The sequence below is a fragment of the Desulfosporosinus sp. I2 genome (assembly GCF_000960765.1).
Taxonomy (GTDB): Bacteria; Bacillota; Desulfitobacteriia; order Desulfitobacteriales; family Desulfitobacteriaceae; genus Desulfosporosinus.
This window is the reverse complement of sequence record NZ_JYNH01000268.1, coordinates 1-1,752: the sequence shown is the minus strand read 5'-3', so window position 1 is coordinate 1,752 and position 1,752 is coordinate 1. Positions and strand designations below refer to the sequence as shown.

The window sequence follows — 1,752 nt, the reverse complement described above, 5'->3', positions numbered from 1 at the left end:
AGACAAAGGATGTTCTCCACTCATTTGGCCACAGTGCGTTTGCATCTTTGACAAATTTGTTTTCTACTAGACGACTTGTTACCTGTTATTTGCGTCGAATATGGAAATTGTCATTAAAGTGCTTTCGCTTGAATCATCTTCCAGTAGTTGATTGTACAAATTCATAATATGATAAGTCGAATAAACAGTTTTATCTATGAAAACGTACACATTGTTTTCCAGCTCAAAGAAAGGTTCTTTACTATCCATATTCCGGATTGTGTTTTTCTCAAATTCAGATTCCGCAACAGACTCATAGAGTTCTTTAAAAAATGTAGCATAATCAGACCAAGATTTGATTTTCTCAATTTGGTCTACATGATTGCTCATAAAATTATCAACCGCATCAGCATCCCCTATTGCTAATTTAGGTTCAACCATAGGTTGCAAGAATTCTCTTGGAAACCAGGGAAGTTTTTGATCACCGACATCAAAGGACAGCATACCTTCAATGTTAAGAATTGCCGGGATATAAAACACCCCAGTCAATTCCTCAATTTCATCCTGTATTTTTTCATTTGCATCAAAGATTGTTTTTATGGTTTTAGCGCAAATAATGACATTGATGAGAGATTTTTTCTTTGATTCATTCTCATCATCAAAGATACTTTTGTTTATGTCTGTAAAAATGTCTTTACAAAGAGTCGGATCAACTTTTCCTCGCACCAATTCTTCTGGGTTAAGTATGTAATAATTGTCAACTTTAAAGTCAATTCCCATATTAGCTTGTGCTGCAACAGCACTTCTAAAATATTTTGTGATCTCTTTTGTTTTACAATTCATGTAATTTTCTCCTCAATAAATACCAATCACATTCACTACTTTATTTTGGGGATTTCATTATAAACAACATGTCAATTTCTTGCGATAATGGGAAGCTGTTCTGATTTTTTCTTGCTGACAAAACATGTTATTCTGCTAATCTTATAAAATTATTAGCTATAATTTCTTCCATATTTTCATTTTGTAATAGTTGCTTTAAATTCTCATATATCTTGTATAATAGGTCACAAGTGAACTTCTTGTTATTAATTCTACTAAAAGGTCCATCGCTTTCAATTAATATTCTGTTTAAAGGTAAATTGAAAATAATTTCTCTCCCTTTAATGGAGCTAATCATATTACTATTAATTGAAAAATAGCATCCCAATTGCAAAAACTGCTCTAACCAAAACTGATCTCCGCTATACCAATGCAGTATAACCTTTTTGTTTTTATGGGTGGTTAGGGTTTCTACTAATTCTATTTCAGCTTTTTTACAGTGTACAGTCATTATCTTGTTTTTTGCATGCTCACAAATAAAATCGAAAATTTCAATTTGCTGTTTTTTTTCATTAATATATCTACTCGAAAAATCCAATCCTACTTCCCCAACATATTTTGTTCGATCTAAATTACTTAAAAAAGACTGCTGGATTAAATTTTACTTCATTAATTAGTTGTGGATTATAACCAATAGCAAATTTAACATATTTCGTAGTTGGATATAAATCCATGCACGATTCAAATACCTCTGGCTGATTAGTAACACAAAGTGTGTATTGTTGTATTTCATTAATTTTCTTATAGACATTTGGATGGTTAGAATAGTGATCTAAATGAAAATGAGTGTCAATCAGTTTTCCCATTTTCAGCCTCTGATTCCAACATAGTTTAATAGTTCCAAGTCAATTTTTTTGAGCTTGTGATATTATCATAATTTTTAAGTTCTTC

Annotated in this window: 2 protein-coding genes; both read right to left on the bottom strand. The window is 31.1% G+C overall.

Going from position 1 to position 1,752, the window contains the following annotated elements; genetic code table 11:
* Positions 1-78 precede the first annotated feature (78 nt).
* Entirely contained in the window at positions 79-822 is a 744-nt protein-coding gene (locus UF75_RS25550; protein ID WP_045577325.1) for a hypothetical protein, read from the bottom strand.
* Between the two features lie 127 nt (positions 823-949).
* Complete coding sequence (locus tag UF75_RS26690) at positions 950-1,456, bottom strand: TatD family hydrolase (protein WP_082075357.1); 507 nt, start codon at positions 1,454-1,456, stop codon at positions 950-952.
* Positions 1,457-1,752: the final 296 nt, after the last annotated feature.